General features: G+C 42.4%; 24 protein-coding genes, 1 tRNA gene and 1 other RNA gene. 12 read left to right on the top strand and 14 right to left on the bottom strand.

All coding sequences use genetic code 11. The features are described from left to right. Positions 1-60: 60 nt before the first annotated feature. The 14 genes from NTU69_01045 to NTU69_00980 all read right to left on the bottom strand — a co-directional run bounded on the left by NTU69_01045 (position 61) and on the right by NTU69_00980 (position 13,437). Positions 61-1,704 (bottom strand): glycosyltransferase family 39 protein, encoded by a 1,644-nt coding sequence (locus tag NTU69_01045; protein ID MCX5802114.1) that lies wholly within the window; start codon positions 1,702-1,704, stop codon positions 61-63. A gap of 6 nt (positions 1,705-1,710) precedes the next feature. Further along, the gene (locus NTU69_01040) at positions 1,711-3,273 is read right to left on the bottom strand and encodes a glycosyltransferase family 39 protein (protein MCX5802113.1); all 1,563 of its coding nucleotides are present in this window, start codon (positions 3,271-3,273) and stop codon (positions 1,711-1,713) included. Positions 3,274-3,316: 43 nt separating this feature from the next. Continuing rightward, positions 3,317-3,785, bottom strand: an RNA gene (gene rnpB / locus NTU69_01035) — RNase P RNA component class A. Continuing rightward, complete coding sequence (locus tag NTU69_01030; protein MCX5802112.1) at positions 3,778-4,182, bottom strand: ribonuclease HI family protein; 405 nt, start codon at positions 4,180-4,182, stop codon at positions 3,778-3,780. The genes rnpB and NTU69_01030 overlap by 8 nt, the downstream gene beginning before the upstream one ends. After that, positions 4,179-4,889, bottom strand: coding sequence for a C4-type zinc ribbon domain-containing protein (locus NTU69_01025; protein ID MCX5802111.1), 711 nt, complete (start codon positions 4,887-4,889; stop codon positions 4,179-4,181). The genes NTU69_01030 and NTU69_01025 overlap by 4 nt, the downstream gene beginning before the upstream one ends. Before the next feature lie 106 nt (positions 4,890-4,995). Continuing rightward, positions 4,996-5,068 (bottom strand) — tRNA-Ile (locus NTU69_01020). 149 nt (positions 5,069-5,217) lie between these two features. Beyond that, positions 5,218-6,363, bottom strand: a complete 1,146-nt coding sequence (locus NTU69_01015) for an acyl-CoA dehydrogenase family protein (GenBank protein ID MCX5802110.1) — start codon at positions 6,361-6,363, stop codon at positions 5,218-5,220. 48 nt (positions 6,364-6,411) lie between these two features. Further along, a complete protein-coding gene (locus NTU69_01010) occupies positions 6,412-8,028 on the bottom strand; it encodes a class I adenylate-forming enzyme family protein (GenBank protein MCX5802109.1) in 1,617 nt (538 codons plus the stop codon). Between the two features lie 4 nt (positions 8,029-8,032). Next, on the bottom strand, positions 8,033-8,779 hold the full coding sequence (locus NTU69_01005) for an ABC transporter ATP-binding protein (GenBank protein MCX5802108.1): 747 nt from the start codon (positions 8,777-8,779) through the stop codon (positions 8,033-8,035). A gap of 65 nt (positions 8,780-8,844) precedes the next feature. Then, complete coding sequence (locus NTU69_01000; protein MCX5802107.1) at positions 8,845-9,588, bottom strand: ATP-binding cassette domain-containing protein; 744 nt, start codon at positions 9,586-9,588, stop codon at positions 8,845-8,847. Beyond that, complete coding sequence (locus NTU69_00995; protein MCX5802106.1) at positions 9,589-10,602, bottom strand: branched-chain amino acid ABC transporter permease; 1,014 nt, start codon at positions 10,600-10,602, stop codon at positions 9,589-9,591. Positions 10,603-10,670: 68 nt separating this feature from the next. Then, positions 10,671-11,531 carry a branched-chain amino acid ABC transporter permease gene (locus NTU69_00990; protein MCX5802105.1) on the bottom strand — a complete coding sequence of 287 codons (861 nt, stop codon included), beginning with the start codon at positions 11,529-11,531 and terminating at the stop codon, positions 10,671-10,673. Between the two features lie 4 nt (positions 11,532-11,535). Further along, positions 11,536-12,786, bottom strand: coding sequence for an ABC transporter substrate-binding protein (locus NTU69_00985; protein ID MCX5802104.1), 1,251 nt, complete (start codon positions 12,784-12,786; stop codon positions 11,536-11,538). Between the two features lie 15 nt (positions 12,787-12,801). Then, complete coding sequence (locus NTU69_00980; GenBank protein MCX5802103.1) at positions 12,802-13,437, bottom strand: TetR/AcrR family transcriptional regulator; 636 nt, start codon at positions 13,435-13,437, stop codon at positions 12,802-12,804. A gap of 145 nt (positions 13,438-13,582) precedes the next feature. Between NTU69_00980 and NTU69_00975 the strand changes: the two genes are divergently transcribed. From NTU69_00975 to NTU69_00920, 12 genes are all read left to right on the top strand, one after another. Further along, complete coding sequence (locus NTU69_00975; protein ID MCX5802102.1) at positions 13,583-14,674, top strand: (Fe-S)-binding protein; 1,092 nt, start codon at positions 13,583-13,585, stop codon at positions 14,672-14,674. Position 14,675: 1 nt separating this feature from the next. Then, positions 14,676-15,455, top strand: a complete 780-nt coding sequence (locus tag NTU69_00970) for an electron transfer flavoprotein subunit beta/FixA family protein (GenBank protein MCX5802101.1) — start codon at positions 14,676-14,678, stop codon at positions 15,453-15,455. Continuing rightward, entirely contained in the window at positions 15,452-16,390 is a 939-nt protein-coding gene (locus tag NTU69_00965; GenBank protein ID MCX5802100.1) for an electron transfer flavoprotein subunit alpha/FixB family protein, read from the top strand. The genes NTU69_00970 and NTU69_00965 overlap by 4 nt, the downstream gene beginning before the upstream one ends. An 86-nt stretch (positions 16,391-16,476) precedes the next feature. Further along, a complete protein-coding gene (locus NTU69_00960) occupies positions 16,477-17,757 on the top strand; it encodes a CoB--CoM heterodisulfide reductase iron-sulfur subunit A family protein (protein MCX5802099.1) in 1,281 nt (426 codons plus the stop codon). 141 nt (positions 17,758-17,898) lie between these two features. Next, positions 17,899-19,572, top strand: coding sequence for a CoB--CoM heterodisulfide reductase iron-sulfur subunit A family protein (locus NTU69_00955; protein MCX5802098.1), 1,674 nt, complete (start codon positions 17,899-17,901; stop codon positions 19,570-19,572). Positions 19,573-19,686: 114 nt separating this feature from the next. After that, on the top strand, positions 19,687-20,091 hold the full coding sequence (locus NTU69_00950) for a hydrogenase iron-sulfur subunit (protein MCX5802097.1): 405 nt from the start codon (positions 19,687-19,689) through the stop codon (positions 20,089-20,091). Then, positions 20,088-21,098, top strand: a complete 1,011-nt coding sequence (locus NTU69_00945; protein ID MCX5802096.1) for a 4Fe-4S binding protein — start codon at positions 20,088-20,090, stop codon at positions 21,096-21,098. The genes NTU69_00950 and NTU69_00945 overlap by 4 nt, the downstream gene beginning before the upstream one ends. An 80-nt stretch (positions 21,099-21,178) precedes the next feature. Continuing rightward, a complete protein-coding gene (locus NTU69_00940) occupies positions 21,179-21,646 on the top strand; it encodes a 4Fe-4S dicluster domain-containing protein (protein ID MCX5802095.1) in 468 nt (155 codons plus the stop codon). Between the two features lies 1 nt (position 21,647). Then, positions 21,648-22,328 (top strand): heterodisulfide reductase-related iron-sulfur binding cluster, encoded by a 681-nt coding sequence (locus tag NTU69_00935; GenBank protein ID MCX5802094.1) that lies wholly within the window; start codon positions 21,648-21,650, stop codon positions 22,326-22,328. Then, positions 22,325-24,064 carry an FAD-dependent oxidoreductase gene (locus NTU69_00930; GenBank protein MCX5802093.1) on the top strand — a complete coding sequence of 580 codons (1,740 nt, stop codon included), beginning with the start codon at positions 22,325-22,327 and terminating at the stop codon, positions 24,062-24,064. Before NTU69_00935 ends, NTU69_00930 begins: the two co-directional genes overlap by 4 nt. Before the next feature lie 92 nt (positions 24,065-24,156). Beyond that, positions 24,157-24,444: a hypothetical protein gene (locus tag NTU69_00925; GenBank protein ID MCX5802092.1), complete on the top strand. Its 288-nt coding sequence runs from the start codon at positions 24,157-24,159 to the stop codon at positions 24,442-24,444. Positions 24,445-24,653: 209 nt separating this feature from the next. After that, positions 24,654-24,925: malate dehydrogenase (locus NTU69_00920; GenBank protein ID MCX5802091.1), on the top strand; the 272-nt coding region annotated here is incomplete at its 3' end.

Genomic DNA, 24,925 nt, shown 5'->3' with positions numbered 1-24,925 from the left:
TAACGTACAACAAACTAAATGTCAAGAAAAACTGCTAACTTTGTGAATCCAGTAACATAATTAATGGTTATAGATCAGGCACCTTTCATTCTGGCAGATGACTATATTAATCCTTTCAGATAATCTCTCCTTTAATCTCTTAATTTTTTTCTCTTTTAGAACACAAAATACCTTTTTGTCTGATGCAAAGAGGTTTATAAAATCTTCTTCGTTCATAAAAAGGTCCTTTGTATCTTCATATTTTGAGCCCATCTCCAATTCTCCCTTATAGGATGCGAGTATCACCCTTTTCTTTGTATAGAAAGGCAGTGTTTCTTCAAAGGAGCCGTAGTTTATAAGGTAATCTATTCCACCTTTATGGTAATTGATTACATTGCTCAGCCTTTTTGTAGTGTTGAGCCTGTCAATTATATTTACATTGAGCATCAGCATGAACACAACAAGTGATGAAAATACTGTGAATATGGAGAACACAAAAGAAAACTTGTCGAACCTTTTGAAGCAAAGGAGGCATCCTGAAATGATTGAAACCAGGGAGATATAAATGGAGAAGGCCCTTAAATCTCTAAGAATATCTACAGCATCTTTTGAAATATTGCCAATCCATTCGTTGAAGGTACTGCTCATACAGAGAAATACTGAGGTTGAAAGGATAAAGAAGATAAATATGGAGATAATGACCTCCCTTTTTCTTTCTATAACCTCCTCCCATTTTTTATGAAACATGTAACCGATAATAATAGACAGAGGAGGAAAGACGGGCAGAATATATGGAGGCAGTTTTGATTTTGATATGCTGAAGAAGGCAAACACCACAAGGGTCCATATAATAAGTAGCCTTAACTCATTTTTCCTCCAGAGGCTGACAATGCCCCTCGGTATAAAGATGGACCAGGGGAACATACCACCAAAAAGGACAGGAAAAAAGTAAAACACAGAACCTGTTCTTTTGTGTTTCGAGGTCAAAAATCTCAACAGATGCTGGTCAATAAAGAAAAAATAAAAGAAGTCCTTTTCCTTCAGGGAGATGACCAATAACCATGGAATTGTAATAACCCCGTATATCAGTATGCCGGTTATCCATTTGAATTCTTTGAGAAAGGATATTTTCTTTTCTGTAAAAAGGAATATGAGGATTGTAATGCCTACAAGTAGGACTGCAACGGGCCCTTTTGCGAGCGTTGCAAGGGCAAGGCTCGCATAGAATGAATAGAGTAGAAACGGTATTTTTTCTCTATAGTATCCGTAAAAGAGGAGGAGTGACAGGAATAGCCAGAGGGTGAAGAACATATCCAGGGTTACGATTCTTGCCATAGAAAAGAAACCGAATGATGACATGAGTACTATTGAGGATATAAAGGCTACCTCCTCATTGAACCATCTTCTCACAAATAAGTATAAAATTATTACACATAGTAGTGCAGATAGGGCATTTGGGAATCTGAAGGACCATTCACTAATTCCGAAGGCCTTGTAAGAAAATGCGACTATCCAATAAAAAAGTGGAGGTTTTTCAAAATACCTGACATAATTCAGGTGCGGAACAGCATAATCGTGAAGTTCGATCATCTCCCTTGGTATTTCCGCATACCTGCCTTCATCAGGTTCTTTTAATGAATAATTACCAATATTATGAAAAAAAAATAAATATGACAGGATAAGTATTACAGATAAATATATAATATTTATAGATATTTTTTTCATAAAACTCTACATCTTGTCCTTGTAGTGTGCAAAGACCATCACGGTGTCCCCGATCTTCTCCTCAAATAACTGGTTCACATCTATTAGTGTCCCGGATACCTCTTTAATATCCCTTTTCCTTGTAAGGATAAAAAATTCCCTGAGTTCCCCTTTAAGTTTTTTCAATTCCTCGGTCTTATGTTCATCCACGGGGATTGCAAATGTCCCGATATAGTATATATAAATGCCCCTCATGCTTCCATAGTACACCCAGGGGGTGCCATCCCTGACAAAGGGTTTTATTCTATCACACATGGGTTTGGGGGATTTGTATTGGTTCCACTTTTCATACACAGATATATTGGCAATCATGTAAAGTACTGCCATAAAAGAGAAGAGGGCTATGAATACATTGGTCAGGTTTTTAGTCCGTAAGAGAAGGTATATGATGATTGAGAGGGCTATGGACAGTGAACCGTATAGTATTCGTTCACAATAAAACTCAGGATATATACTGGTTTTGTAAAGGAAAAGAAATATACCCAGGATGAAAAAAAGTATGGAAAGGAACATGAACATGAAGAGGTTATATTTACTTTCTTCTTCTGTAATCGTGAAGCCAGTTATCAGTGCAATGGATGGCAATACAGGTAACATGTATTTACTTATCTTGCCCGAAGAGATTGATAAAAATACGAACATCCAGAAAAACCAGATGAGAAAAAACCTTATCTTTGGGTCATGCCTGAATTGAGTTGCGGCGAGATAGATACCCATAGGCAGAAAGAGGCTCCAGGGAAAAAAATCCAGGGGTAGGGTGGTCAAATAGTAATATATGGGTCTTTTATGACTCCATGCATCAAAGAATCTTGTGAGGTTTTGACGCACGATGTTTTCATAAAGGTAAGGCATGCCCTCTTTAAAATATATTGCAAGATACCATGGCAGGATGATTGCCATGAAGATGAGGATGCCAATGTAGGTTTCTTTCATTTTAAGAACCCTGAAGTCCTTTTCTAAAGACAGATGTATCAGAACTACGGGGAATACTAAAATAATTGAAAGCGGTCCCTTTGTCATAAAGGCGAGGGACGAGCAAATAAAAAAGAGATATAAAAAGGCCTTTTTACCCCCATGGTAAAACCAGAAAAAGAAAAGGAGGCTCAAGGCAATGAATACAGCAAAGACCATGTCTACCTGAAGATATCGTGCCTGCCAGTAAAAGAGCGGGGCGCTTATAAGGATACAGGTTGAAAGTATCGCCTTTTTCCTGTTAAAGAATTTCCGGATTGTGAGAAAGAAAAATATCCCGCCTATGAGGGCGAAAAGGCTTGAAGGAATCCTCATGGATGTTTCATCTTTTGTCCAGTGGAGTGCCTTTTTAGATGCATAGACTATGTAATAGAAGAGGGGAGGTTTCTCTCCATACGGTTTGCCATTAAGATGGGGTACGATGTAATTATTATCTAACTCTCTCACGATCTCTGCAAAATCCCCTTCGTCTGGAGCCCAGAAATCTCTTGCTGACAGGTTATAAAAAAACAGGCAGGAACAAACAAAAAAAATGATAAGCAGAGGTCTTGTAATCAATTAACCACCATTATGGAATTATGTTTTTCATTGCATTTTAAAAAAAAAGGGGTAGACTGTAAGCCGGATTCTGTCGCTGGCAAGCCAGCCGGTGGTCATTTCTCTCACGGATTCAGGTTACCCTGAATCTCTTGCGGCCTACCCGGGTTGAAGGATGGGCTATCCTCGCTGTCATTTCTGACAGCTCCCTTTTTGGCCTTGCATCGGATGGGGTTTGCCAAGCCACTTAGTCACCTAAGTGCTGGTGAGCTCTTACCTCACCTTTTCACCCTTACCCCGCCAAGCATTACTGCTTGGAGTTCGAAGTTTCGAGTTCGGAGTTTAAAGTTAAAGAATCTTTAACTCATTACTCTTAACCCTTAACTTGTCACTCTCGCTTAAAAGCGAGGGGGGCGGTGTATTTTCTGTGGCACTTTCCTTAGGGTTACCCCCAGTCCCTGTTAAGGACCATCCTGCCCTTTGATGCCCGGACTTTCCTCCCCGTTGAACGGGGCGACCACCCGTCTACCCCTTTTTATTTACTGCATCCTTTGCAAGTTTATCTGCTATTTTGTTTTCTTCCCTTGGTATATATTTTAACGCAAAACTATTGAAATTTCTTATAATATTTTTTGTCTCTTCCACATATTTCCTTAATTTTGTATTTTTAACCTTATATTTTCCATGTATCTGGTTTGTGACAAGAAGGGAATCTGTATAGACAGATACCTTTTTTATCAATGATTTTTTGGCCTTTTGAAGTGCAAAAATTAGGGCCTCATATTCCGCCATATTATTCGTCATTTGCCCAAGGTATATACTATCCCTGAATAATTCATTACCATTGTTATCAAAAACTATAATACCTGCTCCTGACTCTCCTGGATTGCCTGAGGATGCCCCGTCAATGTATATATGCCATTCCATCATTCTTCGTCTATAAAATAGAATATTCTATTACAGCTGGGGCACAATATGAGTTGTCTGTTTTTTGTTACTTCGATAAAAAGTTGTGGAGGAATATTCATGAAACACCCGAAGCAGACACCGTTTTTTACATTTACTACTGCTATCCCATTCCTTTTTTCTATAAGCGTGTTGTATGTTGCCCTTATATTATCACTCACTGTAGAAAGTAATTTATCTCTTGATTGTTTCAGATCCATAATGGTTTTGTCCATTGAATTTATTTCTTTTTCTAACCTGTTTTTTTCGTTTTCTGATTCTTTTTCCCGTTTCTTAAGGTGTGTGAGTGATGATTCAAAATCCTTTTTCAATTCCTCAACCTTTTCCATTATTATTATAATCTCTTCTTCTGTCTTGTCGTTTGTTTCTTTTGCCCCTTCTATTTCTTTGAGTAATGCCTGATATTCCTTGTTTGTTTTTACCTCATAGAGCCTGGACTCAAACTTTTTTATCTTTTCCTTCTCAACATCAAGCTCTTTCTCTTTTCTCTTTCTTTCTTTTTCAAGTTCCTCTATCATCCCTTTTTCCTTTTCAACCTTATCCTTTATCCCCTTAATCTCCTTATCCATTGCCTCAATCTTTTTAGGAGCCAATAGTAGTTTTCTTTCATTTTCAATGATTTGTATATTTATTTTTTGTGCTTCGTAAATAGTTTTTAATTCTTGTTCCAATTTAATACCTCCATAAATTTAGAGGGGGTATACCTTTTGGTATACCCCCTCTAAAAACATTGTTGCCCTTTTGTCCAATGAATTCTTTTGCCATCTCTATCTTTTTTGGGCCCACCTGGGCTCGAACCAGGGGCCTACCGGTTATGAGCCGGTGGCTCTTCCAACTGAGCTATGGGCCCATATTTTAAATATAGATTAACCGATAATACAGCACTTTGTCAAGGATACTATTTGTTCAGTTTAGCAACCCTGAAGTGTGAAAATAAATATTTGGTACAAAGAAAACGGGGTAAATAAGAAGGTCTTAAAATCTGCAGCGTGTAAATTTCTAAAATACCTTTTTCAATAGTTCTAATCCTACGATAACCTTTTCAACCTCCTTTGAACCCTCGTAGATTTCAACTATTTTTGCATCTCTATAGAATCTCTGGATATCATAATCAGCGATATACCCGTAACCACCATGTAGTTGTAAGGCTTCGTTTGTTACATATACACCCGTGTCTCCTCCGTACCATTTAGCCATTGATATGAGTGCAGAATCAGGTTTACCTTTGTCTAAGAGATATGCTGCCCTCCAGTAGAGGCCACGGGCTGCCTCAATTCTTGTGGCCATTTCTGCAATTTTGAATTGAATACCCTGAAAATTGGATAGGGTTTTTCCAAAAGCCTTTCTCTTTTTTATATGGGAGATAGCCATCTCTAATGCCCCCTGGGCAACACCAACCCCCTGGGCGGCAACATGTAATCTCGTTTTATTAAAAAAATCCATAAGCTGGTAAAAGCCATAACCTTCTTTCCCGATAATATTACTGGCTGGTACTTCAACGTTGTTAAAGTGGAGTTCAGCTGTATTATTTGCCCTTATCCCCATTTTTCCCTTAATTTTTATCGCTTCAAATCCATTTCTGTCGGTTTCCACAATTATAGCGCTATGTCTCCTGTGAGGGTCTTTTTCGCCTGGATTGGTTAAGCAGAATACCAGCAGATGGTTTGCAATGCAACCGTTTGTAATAAACATCTTTGAACCATTTATGATATACCTATCACCCCTTCTCTCTGCACTTGTTTTTGTAGATGCTACATCACTTCCTGCATCCGGTTCAGTTATACCAAATCCCGTGATCTCATCGCCCTTTACGAGAGGAGGCAGGTATAGTTTCTTTTGCTCCTCTGTACCAAAGGCCTGTATCATTTCGGAACCGAAGGTGCAGGAAAGGATTGATTGCCCGCAACCCGGGTCAACTCTCCAGAATTCTTCTGATATGAGGGCATGCTCGAAGAAACCGAGCCCATGTCCTCCATACGCTTCTTTAATAAAAGTGCCAACAAATCCATATTCACAAGCCTTCTTCCATAGGGATAGATCAAACTCCTCCTTCTCATCAAATTCCTTTGCTCTTTCTTTAAATTCACCTTCAGCAAACTCTCTTGCTGCCTTTTTTATATCAACCTGTTCTGTTGTGAGTTCCATTACCCACCTCTTTGTATCTTATTTTTAGATATTATTGATTCTTGTTATTTATTCTTCAAACCTTTTTCTTTCTTCTTGTCTTAATTCTCTCCTGAGGAGTTTCCCTACCTTTGATTTCGGAAGCATATCCCTGAATTCAATATAATGGGGAACTTTATAAGATGCGAGGTGGTTTCTACACCAGTGTATCAGATTATAGCCTGTCACCCCCTTCACATCCTGCTTTAATACCACAAAAGCCTTTATCCTTTCACCGACCTTTTCGTCAGGTACCCCGACAGCACATGCAGCAAAAACAGCAGGGTGATCCTGTAGTGCTGCTTCGATTTCCGAGGAAGATACTCTGTACCCTTTGTGTTTGATTGTGTCGGCGGTCCTGTCAACGAAATAGTAGAAACTGTTGCTATCCCTTTTTACAATATCTCCTGTCTTATACCATCGCAGTCCATCTTTTTCTATGTAAGACTCTTTTGTCTCTTCTTCTTTGTTCCAGTATGCATAAACCATATGCTCTGAGGAAACGATGAGCTCTCCTGCTTCACCGTCAGGGACTTCTTCTCCTGTGGATTCATCGAGAATCTTCACCTTTTTTGTATAGAGCACCTTGCCAATCGTCCCTGGAGGCCTTTCTCCTACAACCGGCGACATGGTAATACCACCGCAGGTCTCTGTTGCACCGTAACCTTCGAATATCTCTCTACCAAATTTTTCTTTCCATCTCCTCGCAATCTCCTGCGGGAGAACGTCGCCACCGCTGAAGCAATACACAAGAGAAGAAAGGTCGTAGTAATCAACCCTATCATGTTCGAGAATCATCCTGTATAAGGCTGGTACCCCGAAAAATGTCTTAATTCTATAATTTTTAACGAAATACAGGAATGCATCAATATTTACTTTTGGCATAACAACAACACAGTCGCCAGTTACACAGAGTGGACCAAGCCCAAAAACCTGTCCAAGGATATGGAAAAGGGGACCGCCCTGGAGTGTTATATTTTCCGGTGGCGGGACAATGGGATAGCTTTCCTCCATCTGGGCTCTCACAGATTCAAGGAATAGGGCATGATTGATAGGGACGCCCTTTGGATTCTTTGTTGTTCCGCCTGTATAGAGTATCTCAAGTGGTTCATGCTCATTGACAGGAAAACCCTCCATAGTAGTTCTTTTTTTCATTAATTCTGTAAACCTAAAGATACCTTCCCCCTTCTCAATCTTGCCCTCGGGTATTCTATCAAAGGCCTTTCCTATGAGCTTTTTATAACGAGGCAAAAGGTCCCCCATCCTGGTAATAATAATATTATCAAGGGCGCCTTCTTCTTTTAGTTCTTTTGCATAACCAAAATTCGTATCAGCACAGATAACCGTTCTTGTGCCTGAGTCTCCGCTGATATATCTCAGGTCGCGGGAAGTATAAATAGGGGCTATGGGAACTGCCACTGCCCCAATCTTCTGGATGGAAAGCCAGCTGATGATCCATTGGGGGGTATTGGGCATATACAGAATTATTTTTTCCCGTTCTTTTATTCCAAGAGACTTGAGTCCTGTTGAAAAACACTCAACTGCTTCAAAGAGGTCTCCATAATTGAGTACTTCGCCGAGATAGATGACAGCAGGCCTGCCTTTATACCGCTCTACTACTTCTACGAAAGATTGATATACATTCATTCAGTTAAACTCCAAAATAAGCAGCCTTTATTTCAGGGTTGTTGAAAAGCTCATTTCCCGTACCCTCGAGGGCAAGCATTCCGTTTTCAAGAACGTATCCTCTATCAATAATAGGGAGAACAGGTCTTGCAAATTGCTCGCATATCAAAATTGTCACATTTGTTTCTTTCCTAATCTTTACAATGGATTCTATGAGTTTTACCTGTATTGTTGGGGCAAGCCCCAGAAGGGGCTCATCGAGCAACATCAATTTCGGTTTAACCATCAGCGACATTCCGACGGCAAGCATCTGCTGTTCACCACCGCTTAAGAAACCGGCTTTCCTTTTCTTTAAAGGGATAAGGGCAGGGAAAAGATCATACACAAAAGATAGCATTTCTTTAATTTTGCTTTTCGGGGAGAGATAGGAGGCTATCTTCAGATTCTCTTCAACATCGCTTTCAACAAAAACGGGATGCCTTTCACGTGAAAGCACGATACCCATTTTCACCCTCTCGTCAGCCCATGTATTTGTAATATCTTTACCGATAAAAGAGATGCTCCCGAAGATTGTTATCCTTTCGCCGCCTTTCCTCTGTTCCTTTAATTTTGTATCGAGGAGTAATCCTGAGATGGTATTCATAAGGGTTGTCTTGCCGGCACTGTTAGAGCCAATGATACCCACAATCTCACCCTCATCCACATGGATCGAAAGTTCATTTATGGCCAGGGCGTTTTCGTAAAAAACCATAAGCTTATCGACCTTCAGCATGCCCTGACCTCACGTACTGTCCTACGGCTTCTATTCCGCATTCCGCATTCGGAAATCTGCAATCCCTATACCTCCACCCCGAGATATGCCTTTTTTACTTCCTCATCCTCCAGTATATCCTTCGGTGCTCCTTCTTTAATCTTTCTGCCAAAATTGAATACGATTACTTTATTTGCAATCCTGAAGAGCTCTTTCAATCTGTGTTCAATCATGATTACAGTTTTTCCTTCAAGCAGGATTTTCTCGATAATGGGTAAGATGCTTGTTACTTCTGCAATTGAAAGGCCCGAGAAGAGTTCATCGAGGATGAATATTTCACTTTTCAAAGATATGAGTCTTGCAAGTTCAAGTCTTTTTAAATACCCATGCGGCAACACACTTGCTGTTTTATAAGGGACAGAGGAATCCCTTTCAAAACCGACTTCTTCGAGAATATCGAGGGCAACTGCGTCTTTATCGCCATAACCCCCACCTGATGTGGATCTTACCCTTTTGGAGGAAAGCGGGACAATGAGGTTCTTGAAGGCAGGGAGGTGGAAAAAAGGTTTTACCATCTGGAAAGCCCTTCCTATCCCTAAGTTGGTAATTGTGTATGGAGGTAGGCCAATCAATTCCTTTCCTTTAAAAAGCACACTCCCTTTATCAGGTTTGATGAAGCCTGTTATTATATTCACTAAAGTTGTTTTTCCTGAGCCATTGGGGCCTATGATGCCGAGGAGGGTATTCTCCTCAACCTTTACACTGACATCGTCTACAGCTTTTACACCTCCGAAGCTTTTTGTTACACCTTTTATCTCAAGGATGGCCATCTATTCTAACCTTACCCATCTTTCCATCTCGTTATATTTTCTTGAGAGGTAATGGAATATACCTTCAGGAAGTGCGACAACACAGACGACAAGAACCAGTCCATAAAATACAACTCTTAATGTGCCGAATTCCCTTAGAATTTCTGATAAGGGAACAAGGATGAAGGCACCTAAGAGGGGACCGGCAAGGGTCCCGATACCACCGATGGCGGATGCAGCAATTGGAAGGATTGAGAATTCCATTGTAAAGACAGGGATGCCGGTAAACATATATGAATGCGTCATGAATGCACCGCAGAAGGCACAAATGCTGCTCCCTATGAAAAGTGCCTGTGCCTTGAATGAGTATATGTTGATGCCGGATGCCATTGTTGCCCTGTCGTTATCCCTTATGCTCACAAAGATTAAACCGTAGTCCGACGAGATAAAACGCCTCAGTGCAAATAAGGCTGCCCACATACCGGCAATGATGAATGTAAGTTCTACCCACACATTAGGGAAGGGGCTCAAACCCGTTATTCCTTCATTACCACCGAATATATGTGTTGCCTCTATTCCTCTTGCAAGCATAAGGGGCAGGATAAGTGTCACCATTGCGAAATAGATGCCCCTCAGCCTGATAACAGGGAGAAGTAGAATAGTCGATATGAAACCACCACATATTGTTGCGATAGGAATAGTTAGATATATGGGAACATGAAAATAGTGGTTAAGACAACCGGCGGTGTATGAGCCTATCCCGAAGAATAGCGCCTGGCCAAGCGATAGTAATCCACAACTCGATAAAAAGTCCCATGAAACGGCGAGCATGGCAACGATACATGTAGTAATTACAACCTTTTTCCAGTATAAGGGAAGAAAATAGGCGAGTATGGCAATACCTATAATAGGGACAACCCTCGGAAATATGAGATACCACATTTCTTTATATGAAGATAGTGCATATATATCGTCAGAACGAGCCTTTATACACCTATCTATCCGTTCTTTACGATAATTTTCCCTATTCTTCATATGAATTCCACATAATGATCATTGATTTAGATGAGTTGAAATCCGCAATCCGAAATCGCAAATTCGTGTCACACCCGCTCCTCTAATTCTTTTTGATGGCCGAGTAGACCTGAGGGTTTGATAACGAGAATTACAAGTATTGCAAAAAGACTCACAATCATCGTCCAGTGCGGAGCCAGATACATTGCTGTTATAGTCTGGGCATAGCCTATTATAAAGCTTGCAATAATCACCCCGAATGTGCTTCCAAGCCCCCCGACAATGCAGACAGATAAGGCATTAATCAAAACATCATACCCGCTGTCTACTGTAATTGTACCGAGGGGGAGTATCACAATAGCAGCAAAAGCACCGAGTGCCGAACCCATACCCATGCTCAGGCTTGCTATCCGGTCAGGATTTATACCGAGGGAGAGCGAAGTATGTTCTTCCTGGGCAATCCCGCGGAATGCCAGCCCTGTCTTGGTGTGATGTGTAAATACATAAAGTGAAATGATAACAAGAATTACCAAACCGATGATAAACAACCTTTGAATGTCAACATAGACGCCAAGAATCTCTACAGAACCATCTATAAAGACAGGTAAAGAGTATTTGAACCCAATGAGACCGATAAACCTCAGCAGCTCAAGTAATATTATAGAAATCCCAAAAGTAGCAATGACTTCAGATATGACAAGTCCCCTGATCCGTTTTATAATGAATCTGTAGACCAGGGCTCCAAAGATACCTATGATAACAATGGTCAAAATTGCCGAAACAGCATACGGCAGGTTTAAATGATTAATAAAAACCCATGTTATAAACCCACCAACTACGTATATGGCCCCATAAGCAAAATTGGCTACTCCGCTGATACCGAATGTCAGGTTAAAGCCAAGCGCCATAAGGGCAAGAACAGCGCTGTTTATGAGGCCATATACGAACATAACCCTATTTCATCCATGAAGGTTTTTCAATTTTGTCACTTGCAAGTGACTCAGGCCACACCAACACCATTTTCCCTTTCCGCCACTGAAAAACACCACCGCAGGCTGTAGTTTTTGGGTCATTGCCGAATATCAACTGGTGGCTATTATCGAATTTAATCCTGCCAACTACCCCGGGCATATCTGTCTCTTCAATTGCCTTTACAACCTTATCAGGGTCGAGCGTTCCTGCCTTTTCTATCGCATTTGCGAGTATATACACCGTATCATAAGCTGGTGCTGCTCCATGTCCGGATTGAATATCTTCTTTCCATCTCTTTGCATATGCAGCGGAGAATTTTACAGTAGGTGGATATGCCTTTATCGGGAAGTATCCGATTTCCCACACCGTCTCCAAGACACCTTCAATGTCCTGGCCAAAGGTTTTCCATGCCTTCGAACCCGTAATTGGTGAGATATAACCTGTCAAGAGAGCAGGGACCTTCATGCTTTTCCATTGTTTTACAAGTATGCCGCTTGTAGGCATGTCAAATATAGCCATGATTACCTGGGCACCGGCAGATTTTGCTTTCATGAGCCCTGCAGAAAAATCCGTTGCCCCCACAGGGTATTTATCAAAACCTGCCACAGCCCATCCATTATCTTTAAACCACTTTTCCATGAGGGACCCGATTCCGGTTGCCCAGAGCACGTCCTGGGTGGCTATGTAGACTTTGTTGTAGCCAAACATTTTGTTAAGGAAATTCATATAGCTCTGCACGTAGCCGGAGGCATATCTGGAATCAAGGGCGCTCCTGAAGGAGTATTTGTACTTCTCTTTGTCACTCATGATTTTTTCCTGAAATTTAGGGGTCATAGCAATCGTTCCGATATTGATGACCTTATATTTTGAGTAAATATCCATCGCAGCGAGGAGTGCCTCAGACCTGAAATTCCCCACAATAGCTGCGTATATCTTTTTATCAAGGATAAGTTTTTCTATGCCGAGTAATGCCTCTGAAACCGGAACACCCGGTTCTCCATCCCTTATGTCAAGGGCTTCAAGTTTTAATAACATCTTCTGATTCCCTACCTTTACCCCGCCTTTTGCATTAATCTCTTCCACGGCGAGCTGAGCAGCCTTATTGCCTTCATAACCTTCGATGAGTTTCAATGAGGTCGGAATACCGAGTGTAATATACTGTTGTGCAAAAGATGGAGAAACAAAAAGAGAAAAAGTGAATAACACCAATGAATAAAATACCAATCTTTTCATAACAACCCCCTTAAATTAGTTTTTTTTGTTGCTTCTATTTATCATACCATAGAGTATGACATCTCGGTAAGTCCTCGCAAAGGAAGGGCCATCGATTGTTTTCCTGTTCATAAACCACTGGAGAAGGATACCGTTATGAATCGCCAGGATGATGTGGGCATTGAGTAACGTATCAAAGGTATCACTGAAAAACTTCTCCTTTTTCCCCCCTTCCAGCAAGGAGTTGATAAAGTCAATATATTTACTGTACACCGCTTTTATTTTTTTCTCTGCGCTCGTGCCACTTCCCGATATTTCTGCAGCAAGCGTTGTAGACAGGACGCACAATTCACCGTTATTGCGTGCATACTCGTTGATATATTTATGATATTCACGGAACGTTTTTACAAAATCACCCTCAAAACCTTTCATGTGCTCAAGGAGGCCATTGATTAACTCCTTTTCGAACTTTTCAATGATTGTGTTGAGCAGCTCGTCCTTACTTTTGAAGTGCCAGTAGAATGCACCTTTGGTGATTCCGAGGGCATCGGTGATGTTCTGAATTGAGGTGCCTTTAAAGCCTTTTTGTAGAAATAACTGGATGCTTTCCTTAATTATCCGGTCTTTCATGTTTACCATAGTGCTCTCTTTCTTCTTTACTATATTTTTCACCAGACCTTCATTACTAACCGTTCAGTATATTATATTTTATCCATGGGTTGATAAAAGTCAAGGGAAATTTTTGACAGAAAAAAGGGGTTGACAAATAAAAAGTTTCTGTTATACTAAACGTTTAGTTAGCTACGAAGAGGAATTGATGAGTCTCAATCCCACCAGAGTCCTTACCTGTATACAATGTGGAAAATGCACAGGGAGCTGCCCGGAAGCTGGCAAGACACCATTCAACATAAGAATGCTGATTCGTAAGAAACAGTTCCAGTATGCAATCGAAGAAGGTGTCCCTTGGTACTGCACATCCTGCGGTGCCTGCACACTCAGATGCCCGAGGGATGTAAAGCCTTCTGAAGTAATTATAGAACTGAGATCTGCCCTTGTGGAAGATGGGCAGATTCCTCTCTCTCTTCAGAAAGCCCTTGAAAACACTTTTGTGCAGAAAAACCCCTGGGGGCTTTCACGTAGCAAGAGGGACGCCTGGACAGAAAAACTCGATTTTGAAATCCCCCATGTATCGGAAACAAAGGAAAAAAGATTGCTCTTTGTGTGCTGTATCCAGGCTTATGACCCGAGATGTATGGTGATCCCTGCAAATGTTGCCCAGATACTAAAAAAGGCTGATTTTGAATTCGGCATACTTGGTGAGGAAGAAGCCTGTTGCGGCAATGAAATCAGGAGAATAGGGGAGTCAGGCTTATTTGAGGAGCTTCAGGAAGAGAATATCGCTAATTTTAAGGAATATAGCGTAAAAGAGATTATCACCCTTTCTCCGCACTGCATGAATGTTTTAAAAAAGGAGTATGGTGACATCGGCATAAAGATTTCCCATTATACAGAGGTGGTCTGGGAATTAATAAAGAACAGTGCTCTTGACATAAAAGGGCAGTATGAAAAGAAGGTCATTTACCATGACCCCTGTTTTCTCGGCAAACAGAACGGCATTTTCGATCAACCACGCAATATCCTTAGCGCAATCAAGGGCCTTCAGTTGCTCGAATTTTCAAGGTCGAGAGAGAACTCACTTTGTTGCGAAGGCGGTGGCGGAAGGATGTTCTTTGAGGTGGAAGCCACCTATCAGAGAAATGCCGAGGTGCGTGTCCAGGAGGCAGTTGACAAAGGGGCTGAAGTAATTGCAACGAGCTGTCCTTTCTGCGTAATGACCCTTGAGGACCCTGCAACTGAAAAGGGACAGGTTGTGAAAGAGCTTTCAGAAATACTAATGGAGGTCTTGTGATATGAACATATTAGTATTCACAAAAAGAGTTCCTGCAACACAAGAGGAAGAATTAAGAATCTTAGGTGATGGTAAGGAGGTTGACCTTTCGAAGCTACCGTTCAAAGTAAATGACTGGGATAACTATGCTGTTGAAGAGGCGGTGAGGATTGCCGAGAAGACCGGTGGGACAGTGACGGCGATTTCTATAGGAGATGCCGAATCTGATGAGGTATTACGAAGGGCAATCGCCATGGGTGTAAAAGATGGTTTTTTGATTGAGGTTGAAAAGGTTTTACAGGATCCCTATGCCAGAGCCATGCTGGCATATAATTTCCTGAAGAAGGAAAACATACCATTCGATACGATTCTTACAGGGGTACAATCTGAGGATGATCAGTTCGCATCTGTTGGCGGCATCCTTGCTGCCCTCTTGAAAGTCCCTTATTCATCGATGGTCATAGGTATTGATAATGTAGAAAATGACCATTTGATTTTAAGAAGGGAGCTCGAGGGTGGACTACAGGAGCGGGTAAAGGTAATGCTCCCCAGTGTGCTTTCGATACAGAGCGGTATAAATGAGCCCCGGTACGTTTCTATAATGGGGGTGAGAAAGGCGTCTAAGGTGGAACGGAAGGTCTTTAAAGCAAAAGATTACGAAGAGAGTATGAGCTCCCTGATAGAAGTTGTGAAGTGGGTCTATCCGCTAAAGAAGGGTGGTGCAACAATGTTGAGTGGAGAACTTGAAGAGATATGCAAACAGATCCTCGGGATAATTAAGGAAAAGGGTGTGTACCAATGAGTTGCGCACTTATCGTAGGTGAAGTGAGGCGAGGCATTTTTGAAGAAAGAAATCTTGATACTATTGGTATCTCTTCTCTTCTGGGTAAAGAAACCTGTTTGTTGATACCCGATAACGCATATACAATAAGTGAAAAGCAGGTTGACACGATAATAAAGGTAAAAACAGATGAGGAAGCCTTTTTAAACCCCCTCAATCTTGTAGGTATAGTTGAGCAGGCAATGAACACATATGGGAAACCTGATTTTGTTCTATTCACCCATTCATCCTCTGGAATGGAGTCCGCTGCCTATCTGTCAGGTAGTTTTGGGTTGCCACTCATTACGGATGTGAGCGGTTATGACAAAGATACAGGTGCATTCTATAAGAGTTACTATTCAGATAAGATTTTTGGAGAGTTCCGTTGCGTAGGGCAGGCCCCTTATGTACTTACCGTGAGAAGCGGCAGTTTTAAGGAATTTGTGGCCGAGAAAGCAACTTCTCCAAAGATTGAGTTTATTGAGAACGTTGCTGTCAATACGAGCAGGACCTTCATCGAATATGTTGAAGAAGAGAAGACAGAGATCGATATAACAAAGGCAGAATTCCTTCTCTCCGTTGGAAGAGGGATAGGCAACAAGGATGAAATCCCGAATTATGAAGAGTTAGCAGGTCTTTTAAGGGCAGTGCTTTCCGGTTCAAGACCTGTTATTGATAAGATGTGGTTGCCAAAACCACGCCAGGTAGGCACATCGGGGAAAACTGTCAAACCAAAAGTATATCTCGCCATGGGGATTAGCGGTGCCTTCCAGCATATTGCAGGTATGAAAGACTCTGATTGTATCATAGCGGTGAATAAGGATGCTGGTGCGCCAATCTTTCAGTATGCCCATTACGGTATTGTTGCAGATATGCATAAAGTCAGGGATAAACTTAAAGAGATGGTCAAAGGATGAGAAAGCACTCAGCGATCCGCTATCAGCTAAAGGCTAAGGGCTAATAGCTGACGGCTAAAGGCTGTGTTTATTATGGAGATTCTCACGTGAAAAAGGTTCTCGTAGTCGGTGGGGGTATTGGTGGTATTACCGCTGCACTTGAACTTGCCTCCTGCGGTGTTAAGGTAACAATGCTTGAGGAAGGTCCTTCCATCGGTGGAAGGATGATACAGCTCGATAAAACCTTTCCCACCCTCGACTGTTCTTCATGCACACTAACGCCGAAGATGGTGGAAGTGGCGCTAAACCCTCGTATAGACCTCATAACCATGGCAAAGCCTCTCGAGGCACACCATAAGGGGAAAGGCTTTAACGTAAAGATCATCAAGACACCGCGTTTTGTAGATGTAAAAAAATGTACGGCCTGTGGGCTCTGCGCAGATGCATGCGTTATGAAAGGCCGGCTACGTGATGAGTTCAACCTGGGTATGGGGAAAAGGGCGGCTATCTATATACCCTTTCCCCAGGCAGTACCACTTAAGTATATCATTGACGGAAAGGGTTGTCTTTTTGTATCAAAGGGCAAATGCAAGAAGGCGTGTCTTCAGGCGTGCGAAACCGGAGCTATCAATTTTGATGAGAAAGAGGAAACACTCGAGTCATATTTCGATGCCATCATTTTAGCGCCAGGTTTTGACCTCTATGACCCCACGGAAAAAAGGGAATATGGATATGGTATTCTTGATGGGGTAATGACAGGGATTGAATTCGAGAGAATCTGCTCGGTCACCGGACCGACAGACGGCGAATTGATAATTAAAGGGAAAGTGCCAAAACGTTTTTACTTTATCCAGTGCGTAGGTTCAAGGGACAGATTAAGCGGAGCCCGGTTCTGTTCGAGGGTATGTTGCATGTATACCGCTAAGCATGCAAGTATAGTGAAGGACAGGATAAAGGATGCGGAGGTTTACGTTTCGTATATCGATGTGAGGGCCTACGGGAAGAATTACGAAGAGTTTTATAAGAACACACAAGAAAGCGGTACCTACTATATACGGGGTATACCCGGCGAGATCATAAAAGGAGAAAATGGGCTTCTCGTTCGAGTTGAGGATATGTTAAGTGGTGAGCTGAAGGAGATTGAGGCGGATCTTGTTATCCTCGCAACAGGTGTAAGACCTCACAAGGGCTCAGAAGAACTTTACAATATGCTCTCTATCGAAAGGGATGAATATGGTTTTGTAAAAATAGACCCCATTGCCCCATCGAAGACAAATATGGAAGGTGTATTTGTGTGTGGAATGGCTTCGGGACCAAAGGATGTACCTGATACTGTTGCCTCAGGTGGTGAAGCTGCTTCAAGATGCCTGGAATATATAAATCAGTGATGAGTGGTGAGTTATGAGTGATGAGTTTACATATAGAATTCAAAATTCAGGGGTCAGAAGTCAAAACAGCTTAAGTCTCCGAACTCCGAACTGTTTCACGCTCCGAACTCCTCACTCCGAACTCAAAACTGGGTTTAAAAGATGAAGACGGGTATATTCATCTGCCATTGCGGTCACAACATAAAACATACTGTAGATATAAAGAGGTTGAAAGAATACTTCAAGCATTACTTTAACGTTGAAGTTGCGGAAGATTACCCTTTTGTCTGTTCTGAACCAGGCCAGGATATGATAAAGAATAATGTTGAAACACACAGGCTTGACCGTGTGATTATTGCCTCTTGTACCCCTGCACTCCATCAGGAACTTTTTAAAGACCTTGTAAAAAAGGCAGGCATGAATCCATTCCTTCTAAGGCGGGTGAGTATCCGTGAACACTGTTCCTGGATTGGCGATAACATAGAAAAAAATACAGAAAAGGCGATAAAGCTCATAAAGGCAGGCCTCTATGCATCAGTACACTATATACCCCTTGAAGAAAAGCAGGTGGATGTCACGAAATCTGCCCTTGTGATAGGTGGCGGGGTTTCGGGCTTAAGTGCGGCACTTTTTCTCTCACAGATGGGTATGCAGGTGTATCTCGTAGAAAAGGAGGCAGAGCTTGGCGGCCATGTGAGAAATCTTAAAAATATCTGGCCTGCAAGGATAGATGGGAAAGAGATCGTTGAGAGGATGGCAAGTGCACTTCTACAGAGGGATAACGTGGAGATATTTACCTCCACAACTATACGTTCCTTTGAGGGTTCTTTCGGGAACTACCAGGCAGCACTTGATACCTTAGAAGGTGAAAAAAAGATAATAGCAGGAGGTGTAATTGTAGCTATTGGCTTCTCGCCTTTTAATGCCCAACTTAAGCCAGAATTTGCATACGGCAAAGACGAAAGGATACTTACCACGCTGGATTTTGAAAAGGGATTCGACAGGCTCACCCTTCCAGAAAAACCGAGGATAGCCATACTCTATTGTGTGGGGTCACGGGATGAGATGATTGGAAAGCCATATTGTTCGAGGGTATGTTGTATCAATGCTCTACGGGTAGCTGAAAAGGTAAAGGAGCGCTATAAGGATTCCTACGTGGAATCATTTTACATGGATGTAAGGGCACATCCACGGGGCGGAGAAGAATACTTTGAAGATACCCAGGAGAAAGGAGTACTCTTCACAAGGGGAAACATTGCTGAGATAATCCCGGAAAGTAGAGGGCTTTTGTTAAGGGGCGAAGATACACTTCTAACTATGCCTTTTGAACGGGAGTTTGACCTCGCAGTATTATCTATAGGGATGTCACCACCCCTGGATAACCAGTATATCGCATCGCTCCTCAAGATCATCCTTGACAAGGATAAATTTTTCCTTGAGGCACATCCGAAAATCAGGCCTTATGATACAGCGCTCAAAGGCATCTTTATTGCGGGGACGTGTTCCGGGCCTAAGGATATAGAAGAATCGATTAACCACGGGCGTGCATCGGCAATAAAGCTCTATGGCCTGTTGAACCTTGGATATACCTTTGTGGAACCATTTATTGCGCTGGTGGATACGAAGAGGTGTAGTGGTTGCAGGGCATGTGAACAGACATGTGTTGCCAAGGCTATCAAGTTTGACGAGTCACGGCGGGTGGCACACGTGGAAGAAGCGGCATGTATGGGTTGTGGGTTATGTAACAGTACATGTCCCTCATCAGCAATTAGCCTTAAGGGCCACCTTGATAGTTACATTGGTGATGAAATAGGTGCGATTTTGGAGGCAATATAAAAACAGTGTATGGTGAATAGTGTATAGTGAATAGCAAAAAAACAAAGAGCCAAAGATTTCGATTTTACTATTTACTATTCACTAACAACTATTCACTGAAGTACTGGAGGTTCCATGACTGAAGAGAAAAAAGACAAAAACCCGGAGATAGTAGGTTTTGCGTGTTCATTCTGTTCCTTCAAGGCTTCTGAAATGGCAGGGAGCTTAAGGATGAAATACCCTGAAGGTGTAAAACTGATCCAGGTTCCATGTTCGAGCAGGGTTGACCCTGCTTTTGTCATTAAAGCCATTTTTGAAGGTGCAGATGGTGTATTTGTTGCGGGATGCCACCCCGGTGACTGCCATTTTATCAAGGGGAATTATTATACGCGCCGGAAAATTGCCGCATTAAAAGAAATGTTTAATGCATTTTCCATAAAAAATAAGATCAGGCTCTTCTGGGTTAGTGCAAGCGAAGCAAGGCGTTTTGTGGAGAAGGTCTCAAATATGTATAATGAGATAAAGGAAGCAAAAACATGAAAGGGAAAAGGGTTGATAAAAGACTTATTGAAGGAGCGCTACGAAAGTTCTTAGAAGACGAGCAACACCTCGTATTGGGTTTTGAGAAAGCAGAAAACAGGGTAAAACACAGGCTGTTCAAAAAGAACCTTCAGGATTATTCACTTTTTAATCCATATTTCAGTGTAAATGGTGCCATATATCTCAGGCGCCTTTTTTCCAAGGGCACAAAGATTATTCTCATGCTCAGGCCATGTGAAATCAGGGCATACGGGGAGTTAACGAAACTGAGTCAGATAGAACGGGAGAGTATCATCGGGGTATCTGTCGATTGCTTTGGTGCTGTTTCTTTGAAAAATGATGTCCAGGATATACCCACTGAAGTAGATGCTTTAAAAGATTATTTTGATGGCACAGATTCTATGCGTTGGCCGTGCACCGTTTGCAGGGAAAGAAAAGGTGTGGTGGGGGACGCAGGTATTCGGGTTGATACGAAAGGCTCACTGTTGGTATTCCCATACACAGAACGTGGAGAAGAGTTCCTGTCGCTTTTCGATGATGGCTATGAAGCAAATGGGGCAGAAATGCTCATCAAGACAAAAGATAAAGTGGAGAGCTTTCAAAGTGATATGGAGACGTTCTCAAAAGATATATCCAAGTGTATCATGTGTATGAATTGCAGGGATATGTGTCCGGTCTGTTATTGCATTGATTGTGTCTTCAACGGTGATGATTATCTTCCCAAGGGTGATGCGCTGCTCAATAAAGTCTTCCGTTCCGGTTCTGCCATGCTCCCTCAGGGAAGAGAACTTTTTCATTTTATCAGGATGTACCATGTGTCACAGACCTGTGTTGGCTGTGGGGCATGCGAAGAGGCATGTCCGCAGGGTGTTCCCCTGACAAAATATTTCAAGGGTATATCTGAGAGGCTTCAGGGTATGTTTTCTTACATGGCTGGAAGGAACTTTGACGAGAGTATACCCTATCTTACTTTTATTGAGGAAGAGTTGAAAGATGCAGAAGATTGATGCAAATTTCGGATTTCGGATTGCTGATTGCGAAATGAAACTTATTGTAAAAAAGGAACGATTATTTTGAGTACACTTAAATGTTGAATGTAATTGAATATGAAAAAGTTATAGAGCTTGCCGGATACAAAAGAGAGGATTTTTCGGTCTGCCTGGGATGTAAAATATGTGCATCTGTATGTACTGTGAACGACCTTTCAATAGACATGAATCCTCAGGAGCTACTTTCCTCGCTATTCCTCGGCAACACTATAGAAAAGGATAATCCCCTGGTCCGTTATTGTACAAACTGCTACCGCTGTACCAGTGCATGCCCGTGGAAGATAAGGATACCGGAGGTGGTGAGGGCTTTGCGGGAAAGCCTGTCCGTTGCCTCGCCCTTTGAGAAGGCTTTCAAGGGGTCGATCGACATATGGGGCAGGGTCTACGAGCCCTATGTATTTCTGAAAGCAGTGCCCTTTTTACTGAAAGAGGGATACATAAAATATATGGCAAGATGGACAGGGTATATAAGCGTCCATTTGCCACATAAAGTGAAGAGGATTTAGGATGGATTACGGTTATTACCCCGGTTGTTCTTTGACAGGTTCTGCCCGCAAGCTTGATAAAGGCGTACGGGAGATATTCAGAAAGCTGGGCCATAGCCTCAACGAGATCCCCGACTGGAATTGCTGCGGGGCACTGGAATACGGAGACCGTAGTGAGCTTACCAGACTGTCTCGGGAGAATTTGAAAAAGGCAGAAGGCATGTGCAGCGAGATCGTGGCGCCATGCCCTGCATGCTACAAAAACCTGAAGGAGGCCAATTCAGGTAACCAGTTTGCCATATTACATCCCCTTGAGCTTTTTGAGAAGGATATTATGGGTTCTCTCAACGTCAAGCGGGACTTGAAAGGTAAAGTATTTACGCCTTATTACGGCTGTGTCCTTCTCAGACCCGAAGAGACATCCATCAGGAATAGAAATGTTATGGAAGAGTTAATCACCTTCTTCGGCGGGGAGATTGAAGGGGAGAAGATAAAAGACCGGTGCTGCGGAGGCAACCAGTTCTTTGTCAACAAATGGGCCACGGAGAGGCTCTCTACCCTGATTCTCGAAAAGTCGAAAGGGATCATGGTGGTATTCTGCCCACTCTGCCATATGGCACTTAAGACCTTCTCAAAGGACAGGAAGATCATCTATCTTACGGACCTTGTACTCTATATCATGGGAGAGAATAACGTAATATGAACGTATTGATAGTAGGTGGCGGTATAAGCGGGATATCTGCTGCAAAGGTTACCCTGAAAGAACACCATAACGTTACCATCCTCGAATGTGCTGCTGAGCCCGGTGGCCTTATGGCGCGTATCGCAAACTGCAGGGTCGGGTTCAGGACGTTTTTCGATGAGATACGCGATAACCCCCGTCTCACGGTTATAAGGGAAGGTAAGATCTCGGCAGTGGAAAAGAAAGACAATGCTTTCACCGTCACCCTTGAAGACGGACAATCTCTGACAGTGGACAAAGTTATCATAGCAACAGGCCTTTCCCCTTATGATCCTATTGAGTTTAAGGGGAAGAGGGTGCTTACGAGCCTTGAGTACGACGCCCTTATAGACCAGCGGAATGCGGAGTTTCCCCCGGACATGAATAAGGTGGCATTCGTGCTCTGCGTCGGGTCCCGTTCCAAGGAGTATCCTCTATGTTCATCGGTCTGCTGTTCTTACACCATACGGGAGATTAAATGGACCCTCCAAAGGGCCAAGCCGGAAATTACCGTCTTTTATAACGACCTCCGGTTTTTTGGCCAGGAATTTTACATGGAGAAGGCATTTAGGGATGCAGGTGTTACTTTTGTACGGGCCAATTCGCGGTATTTTGAAGAGGATGAGAAAGGAGTGAGTGTAAGGTATTTTACAGGTGGAGAGCTTAAGGAAGAGTGCTTTGACTATGTGGTCCTTGCCATCGGGCTACGCCCCAACCCACAGCTTGTACCCTTGAGCAAATTGTTTGGATTTTCCCTCAATGAGTTCGGGTTTGTAAAGGAGGAAGCGCCATTAAGAACGGATGTTGAAGGCGTCTATGTTTCCGGCGGCGCTCTTGAGCCTATGAGTATAAAGGATGCGATCCTCACGGGTTTTGGTGCAGGCATGCTCGCCATCAGAGGATCGGACTTCCCGTCGGAAGCTATCAGGAATGATGAGAGGCTCTACAGGGAGCCTGAGCCTGAAATTGTCCTGCCTGACGGCAATTTTGCCTCCTGTCTGTTCTACCTTGGAACGGAAGATGCAGGGGCCAGGATGTTCTATGAGTTTGTCTCAGCAAAATTCATCGCCATGGCAAGAGACCTCAACAAAGCGGGGAAAACAGTCTACGTGGTGTCGAAAAATATGGTCACGCCCTCATACGGCGAGCTTATCTACGAGGAAGCAAGACGGGAGGGCATTGTATTTATCCACCTTGAAGAGGGGGAGACAGTTGCTTTTGATGATGGTAAAGCGCGTATTGCCGGACTCAAAAGGGAACTCGTTTTGAATGCCGGTAAAGTAATCCGGTTTGACGATTACGTACACCTCTTTAAGGAAAAAGAATTCCTTTCTCTCTATAGGTCTGAGCCGCAGCTTAGATGGTCACCCACAAAATGGGGGAGAAAGAGATACCATGTGGGCTTCATGAGGCATCCGAGGGCAGAGAGGTGGGAGACGAGAGAAATCCTTGGCGCCCTTGGTGAGATACTCCTCGATATTGAAGAGGAGAGGGTATTGCCTGTGGTGAATGAAGAAAGATGCAGCGGTTGTGGTTCCTGTAAGGATGCCTGTACGCATGATGCAATAGAAATGGAGATACGGGAAAAACAGATTGCCCTGTTTGGACCGCAGGTTGTGTCCAATGTGCCGATTGCCCACGTAAAGGAAGATGCCTGTGTGGGCTGCGGCCTGTGCGCATCCACATGCCCCTCCAATGTTATAAATTATCCTGCATAGAACTATTGATTGTAAATAGATACGGTCTACTTATACTTGACAATGTGCAATTATTCAGTAATTAATAATGGTAGATTTATTGAGGATAAATTATGAGCAGGGGGAGAAAGATTGGTATTATGTTTATCATCATAGGAACCTTAATACCTCTCGTATCTTTATTGTGGGTTACTGGTTATGACCACAAAAAGGGTATAATTAGTAACATTTATAACGTGAGTATTGTGCTGAGGGAAGAGAAATCAGGAAATGAGGGAGCGGTTGAATCCTCCTCTAAAATGACGAAGTTTATACCAAAAAGATTGCCGTATAGATTTATACTCGCCCTTGGGATTTTCTTAGTCTTTATAGGGATCCTGAGGCTGGATCTTTCGACCTAGCAACAGGGAGTATAATTATAATAATATATGCAATTATCTGGCTGGGTACCGGGGTTGTTTTATTCATTTGGGGGCTATATAAGTTTTATAAATGGTTTCGAATGAGAAAGTGGTTTGTAATGCTAACGATTTCTCAATTTTCATTTGTTTTTATTTTTGATTTTTTATAACATGTTAGATATGTTTGAAAAATTTATTGAGGAGGAGATATGAAAGAATCCAAGGTAACAAAAGAGGAGCTTATTGAAAAGGCAAAAAAACCTGCTCAGGATGCCATGAAAATGCATCCCTACTACAAGGGAAAGATAGAGATAGTACCAAAATGTGTTATCAGGGATGTTAATGATTTCGCTATATGGTATACACCAGGGGTTGCGGAACCATGTAGGGATATTCAGAAAAATCCAGAAAAGGTTTTTGAACATACGAATAAGGCTAATATGGTAGGGATTGTAACTGATGGAACAAGGGTACTTGGTTT

The sequence above is a fragment of the Pseudomonadota bacterium genome (assembly GCA_026388215.1).
Taxonomy (GTDB): Bacteria; Desulfobacterota; Syntrophorhabdia; order Syntrophorhabdales; family Syntrophorhabdaceae; genus JAPLKF01.
This window is presented reverse-complemented; position numbering and strand designations above follow the sequence as displayed.